This is a genomic window from Pseudomonas sp. 05T35 (genome assembly GCF_056396605.1).
The window spans coordinates 1-5,542 of the sequence record NZ_JBFTLU010000513.1; the positions used below are offsets into that span (position 1 = coordinate 1).

The 5,542-nt window shown below is 59.9% G+C and carries 4 protein-coding genes and 1 pseudogene; 4 read left to right on the top strand and 1 reads right to left on the bottom strand.

Features of this window, described 5'->3' with window-relative positions; genetic code table 11:
- Nucleotides 1-1,378, top strand: a 1,378-nt coding sequence (locus AC1DH9_RS26310) for a dermonecrotic toxin domain-containing protein (RefSeq protein ID WP_477809082.1), incomplete at its 5' end; no start/stop codon positions are given.
- Between the two features lie 24 nt (nucleotides 1,379-1,402).
- Here the strand turns inward: AC1DH9_RS26310 and AC1DH9_RS26315 are convergent.
- Complete coding sequence (locus AC1DH9_RS26315; RefSeq protein ID WP_427543013.1) at nucleotides 1,403-2,209, bottom strand: IclR family transcriptional regulator; 807 nt, start codon at nucleotides 2,207-2,209, stop codon at nucleotides 1,403-1,405.
- Between the two features lie 165 nt (nucleotides 2,210-2,374).
- On the opposite strand from AC1DH9_RS26315, the pseudogene AC1DH9_RS26320 reads away from it, so the two are divergent.
- The 3 genes and pseudogenes from AC1DH9_RS26320 to maiA all read left to right on the top strand — a co-directional run bounded on the left by AC1DH9_RS26320 (nucleotide 2,375) and on the right by maiA (nucleotide 5,454).
- A pseudogene (locus tag AC1DH9_RS26320) lies at nucleotides 2,375-3,495 on the top strand (homogentisate 1,2-dioxygenase).
- 3 nt (nucleotides 3,496-3,498) lie between these two features.
- The gene (gene fahA / locus AC1DH9_RS26325) at nucleotides 3,499-4,803 is read left to right on the top strand and encodes a fumarylacetoacetase (protein WP_477809083.1); all 1,305 of its coding nucleotides are present in this window, start codon (nucleotides 3,499-3,501) and stop codon (nucleotides 4,801-4,803) included.
- Nucleotides 4,804-4,815: 12 nt separating this feature from the next.
- Entirely contained in the window at nucleotides 4,816-5,454 is a 639-nt protein-coding gene (gene maiA, locus AC1DH9_RS26330; protein ID WP_427543022.1) for a maleylacetoacetate isomerase, read from the top strand.
- Nucleotides 5,455-5,542 lie beyond the last annotated feature (88 nt).

Below are 5,542 nucleotides of genomic sequence, written 5' to 3' on the forward strand. Positions count from 1 at the left end.
GTATTTCGCCCGTTTGAACACCGAGCTTAAAGCGTTGACCCGGCTCGCCAGTCATGAGGCGGCGCTGATCAGCTACGAGAAGTTTGCGTACAACCTCATCAAACAAAGGGTTGAAGATGTTCTGGCGGAACACGGTGAAACAGTCGTCGTGAACCCCGATCTGATAAAGGTGGCGCTGGACGAGTCGCAAGAAATGACCTTGTCTCAGCTCATCATCAAGGAACAACACATCACGGAAGACAGCGGGCCGATACATAACCCGGGAATCTACCCAGCACTGCGTTTGTTGGCCGGCCATCCCCCCATCTCCGACACGTTGATGGCCAACGTGCTGATGAAATATATCGTGGGCTGGTCGAAGACGTTGCGTCCGGGTGAACAATATATCGACATGTTGTCCACCGACTACCTGGACCCCAATGCCCCCGGTTACGCGCTCAAGCGCGATGTTTATGTCAACCTGCAACTGCATGAGATGCAGCGAGCCGCATTGGCGGAACTGTTCAGCGGTGTGCTTTCGCGGGAACACTATGAACGTATCGAACAGGCTATTGATCGGTTGCGAGTACGGGAAGCCACCGATCCAATAGCCAATGATGACCCTGAATCTCCCCAGCGCAACGGCGTGTACAGGTTTTATCTGCAAAACCGCAAGGTCCAGGGCGTTTATGTTTTCCGCTTGATGAGCGATGGCGTGGCCACGGATCTGTTGTATACCCCGAATGCACCTGACGGCCGATGGTTTCGACCACGGGCCGAGTTCGCCAGGTCGGTGAAAGTGGGTGGTTTAGGCAGTTATTACTGCGCGCGAGTCAAATACACCGACCAGCGAGTGATCAACGCCTACATCGAAGAGATGAAACAACGTAGTACCGACGACGAGCCGCCGGCACTGCATGTTCATAGCCGTGTATTCGACTTTTCCGGTTGTTACAGCGAGATGATCGGCCAGATCATCGACGGGGTCGATGCACAAACCACAAGTCTCATCGAGATTGTCGCCAAGCTGACCTACGACGCTGCGGTAGCGGCAGTCACCGTCGTAGGCTGTGTCTTCCCACCGATCGGTCTTGGGTTGAGCGCTGTCGTGATGACAAAAGGGGTGTTCGAGGGGGCAAAGGCTTATCACGAAGGAGATCATTCGGGGGTATTCGCAAGCTACCTCGATTGCATGCTGGAACTGGCCACGATGCGTATCGGCAAGTTGGGTTTCTCGCAGGTGCAGAAGGCGATTGCCAAGCGCCTGGGCGATGCGAATACCTGCTTGAGCGTTGTCTCTGCGTGCAGTGGAACAACAGTGGATCTGGCAGTGATGACCGAATTGATGAAAGAGGCACTCGAAGAGCCCGATTCCAGCGAGCAGACGTTACTGGGGTAAACACAGGCGTTCAGCGCGAACGATTTAACCGACGACGGCGCTGGGCTCATACCCCATCCGCCAACTCACGGCCCGGGTCGCCGCCAGCAATCGCTGCGCTGCCGGGCCGTTTTCGTCGGCGTGGAACAACGACGTCGGGCCGACGATAGTCAGCACTGCTGCTACCTGGCCGACCGCATTGAACACCGGCGCCGAGAGCGCATCGACGCCCGGCATCAGCAAACCATGCACATGATGCAGGCCGCGCTCGCGGATCTGTTCACACAAGGTCGCGTAGACCTGGTCATCGGCCAACGGGTGGGCAGCCGTTGCCTGCACCTCCAGTTCCCGCAGCTCGACGGTTTCGCGGTTCGGCAAATAAGCGCTGAACACCAGCCCGGTGGATGAGCTGAGCAGCGGCAGTACCGAACCCAGTTGCGTCACCACCGTTACCGCGCGCACGGCGGGCTCGATATGCACCACGGTTGCGCCCTGGTTGCCCCACACCGCGAGGAAGCAGGTTTCGTTCAGGTCATCGCGCAACTCGGCCAGCGGCAGGGCGGCGACTTTCAGTACGTCCATACTGTTTAAAGCGGCCAGGCCAACGCGCAAGGCTTCGCGACCGAGACCGTAATGGTTGGTGGCGGCGTTTTGTTCGGCAAAGCCACTGGCGATCAACGCCTGCAAATAGCGGTGAACCTTGCTCGCCGGCATTTGCACGTGTTCGGCCAGGCGCGACAACGACGTCGATGGCGACAACTCGGCCAGGGCCTTGAGGATGTCGGTGCCGACCTCGGCCGAGCGGACTTTCTGTTTGCCGTTGTCGGCGGTACTGCTGCGCGGCTTTTCCATGGAGGCGGTGTGATCCCGGGGCGAATGGGCGTCTTTATAGCTTGACGGTCAATACCAATCAAATTACGTTATGCGTAATCGGATTACGATAAAAATAACCTGGGCGTGCCGAGACTTCTGAAAAGGAGCCATAGGCCACGGCCTACTCCCTGTTCAGGAGGCTCCATGAACCTTGATTCAACGGCGCCAGCGCTGGTTTACCAGTCAGGTTTCGGCAACGAATTCAGCAGTGAAGCGCTGCCCGGCGCACTGCCCGTCGGCCAGAACTCCCCGCAAAAAGCCCCATACGGTCTCTACACCGAACTGTTCTCCGGTACTGCGTTCACCATGGCGCGCAGTGAAGCGCGACGTACCTGGATGTACCGTATTCAGCCGTCGGCCAATCACCCGGCGTTCGTCAAACTGGAGCGGCAATTGGCCGGCGGACCGCTGRGCGACGTGACACCCAACCGCCTGCGCTGGAACCCGTTGGAGATTCCTGGCGAACCGACCGATTTCATCGACGGCCTGGTGCGCATGGCGGCCAACTCGGGGTCGGAAAAACCGGCCGGGATCAGTATTTATCACTACCGCGCCAACCGCTCGATGGAGCGGGTGTTCTTCAATGCCGATGGCGAGTGGTTGCTGGTGCCGGAGCAGGGGCGGTTGCGCATCGCCACCGAGCTCGGGGTGCTGGAGCTGGAACCGCTGGAAATCGCCGTGCTGCCGCGCGGTTTGAAATTCCGCATCGAACTGCTCGACCCGCAAGCCATTCGCCGCTGAACGTGGTCGCCTGGCACGGTAATAATGTGCCGTATAAATATGACCTGCGCCGCTTCAACACTATTGGCACGGTCAGCTTCGATCACCCGGACCCGTCGATCTTCACCGTGCTGACGTCGCCGACCAGCGTCCACGGTCTGGCCAACCTCGATTTCGTGATCTTTCCGCCACGCTGGATGGTGGCCGAAAACACCTTCCGTCCACCGTGGTTCCACCGCAACCTGATGAACGAATTCATGGGCCTGATCCAGGGCACCTACGACGCCAAGGCCGAAGGTTTCCTGCCGGGTGGCGCGTCGTTGCACAGTTGCATGAGCGCTCACGGGCCGGACGGTGAAACCTGCACCAAGGCGATCAATGCCGAGCTGGCACCGAGCAAAATCGACAACACCATGGCCTTCATGTTCGAGACCAGCCAGGTGTTGCGCCCAAGCCGCTTTGCCCTTGATTGCCCGCAACTGCAAAACAACTACGATGCTTGCTGGGCCTCGTTGCCCGCCACTTTCAACCCGAACCGGAGATAACCCATGACTCAGACCACCCCCACTCGTAGCTGGGTTGCCTCCGCCAACGGTCACACTGACTTCCCGCTGCAGAACCTGCCGCTGGGCGTGTTCAGCACCCAGGGTTCGGCGCCGCGCAGCGGTGTGGCGATCGGCGAGCATATTTTCGACCTGGAAGCGGCGCTCGACGCCGGTCTGTTCGACGGTGCGGCGCGTGCGGCCGTCGAAGCCACTCGTGGCGGTCAACTGAACGCGTTTTTCGACCTCGGACGTGGCGCCCGCGTGGCCCTGCGTGAGCGTCTGCTGGAGCTGTTCACTGAAGGCAGCACCCTGCGCGGCAAGATCGAAGCCCAAGGCGCAAAACTGCTGCCATTGGCCGCCGATTGCCAGATGCACCTGCCTGCGAAGATCAATGATTACACCGACTTTTACGTCGGTATCGAGCACGCGCAAAACGTCGGCAAACTGTTCCGCCCGGACAACCCGCTGCTGCCGAACTACAAGTACGTGCCGATCGGCTACCACGGCCGCGCATCGACCATTCGCCCATCCGGCACTGACGTGCGTCGTCCGAAAGGCCAGACTTTGCCAGCCGGTCAGACCGAACCAACGTTTGGCCCGTGTGCACGCCTGGACTATGAACTGGAACTTGGCATCTGGATCGGCCAGGGCAATGAAATGGGCGACTCGATTGCCATTGGCGACGCGGCCGAGCACATCGCCGGTTTCTGCCTGCTGAATGACTGGTCGGCGCGCGACATCCAGGCCTGGGAATACCAGCCACTGGGGCCGTTCCTGTCGAAAAGCTTCATCACCAGCATCTCGCCATGGGTCGTCACTGCTGAAGCGTTGGAGCCGTTMCGCCGTGCCCAACCGGCGCGTCCCGAGGGCGATCCGCAGCCGTTGCCTTACCTGTTCGACAAACGCGATCAGGCCGCCGGCGCCTTCGATATCGAACTGGAAGTGCTGCTGCTGACCGAAGCCATGCGCGAACAAAACCTGCCAGCCCATCGTCTGACGCTGAGCAACACTCAATACATGTACTGGACCGTGGCGCAAATGGTTGCGCACCACAGCGTCAACGGTTGCCAGTTGCAGGCCGGTGACCTGTTCGGTTCAGGCACTTTGTCGGGACCTGAAAACGGTCAGTTCGGCAGCCTGCTGGAAATCACCGAAGGCGGTAAAAAGCCGATCGAACTGGCTTCGGGCGAGGTGCGCAAGTTCCTTGAGGACGGCGACGAAATCATCCTGCGTGCACGCTGCAGCCGTGACGGTTTCGCCTCCATTGGTTTCGGCGAATGCCGCGGCAAAATCCTGCCGGCGCGTTAAGAGGTTCTGGCCATGGAACTCTTTACCTACTACCGTTCGACATCGTCCTTTCGGGTGCGCATTGCCCTGGCACTCAAAGGGCTGGAGTACCAGGCGCTGCCGATCAACTTGATCGCGCCGCAAGGTGGCGAACACCAGCAACCGGCTTATTTGCACATCAACCCGCAAGGCCGGGTACCAGCCTTGCGCACCGATGAAGGCGAGTTGCTGATCCAGTCCCCGGCGATTATCGAGTACCTGGAAGAGCGTTATCCACAGGTGCCGCTGCTGTCCAAAGACCTGGCCAGGCGCGCGCATGAGCGTGGGGTGGCGGCGTTGATCGGTTGCGACATTCATCCGCTGCACAACGTCAGCGTGCTCAATCAGCTGCGCCAACTCGGTCATGATGAGCCGCAGGTGGTGCACTGGATCGGCCACTGGATCACTCAGGGGCTGGCGGCGGTCGAGCACTTGATTGGCGACGAGGGTTACTGTTTCGGCAGCGTGCCGGGGCTGGCGGATGTCTACCTGATCCCGCAGTTGTACGCGGCCGAGCGGTTCAACATTTCTCTTGAGGCGTATCCGCGGATTCGCCGGGTCGCGGCGCTGGCCGCGCAGCATCCGGCGTTCATCAAGGCCCACCCGGCCAATCAGCCCGATACCCCGAAATAACGCAACACCCTGTGGGAGCGAGCCTGCTCGCGATGAACGATAACGCGGTCTGTCAGTAACACCGAGGCGTCTGCATCGCGAGCAGGCT